The 269-nt window shown below is 53.9% G+C and carries 1 pseudogene; it reads left to right on the plus strand.

Annotated elements, in window-relative coordinates:
* Nucleotides 1-269, plus strand: a pseudogene (locus HK25_RS13065) (hypothetical protein); the annotation flags it as partial.

The following is a 269-nucleotide window of genomic DNA, read 5'->3' on the forward strand; positions in this document are numbered from 1 at the left end:
CCAACCAGTGGATGGACTTCTGTTACGAACAAAACCGCTGCCGCCACAGGGTCTGATGCTCAGAGTGACGCCTCTCTCCGGCTACAACAGGCGGCCAGCACTATGCTCTCCAGCGTTGTGATTATGGACGGAATTACCGGGGGGATTCTTAGCCTGTCCGGAGTAACAAATGTTCAGGGTTATGAAAACGACACTGATACTACAGATAGCAACGGACTGCCGGCCAACAGCATAGCGCTGGTCGTGGAAGGAGGCGATGCCTCAGAAAT

It is taken from the genome of Acetobacter sp. DsW_059, from assembly GCF_002153695.1.
Classification (GTDB): Bacteria; Pseudomonadota; Alphaproteobacteria; order Acetobacterales; family Acetobacteraceae; genus Acetobacter; species Acetobacter thailandicus.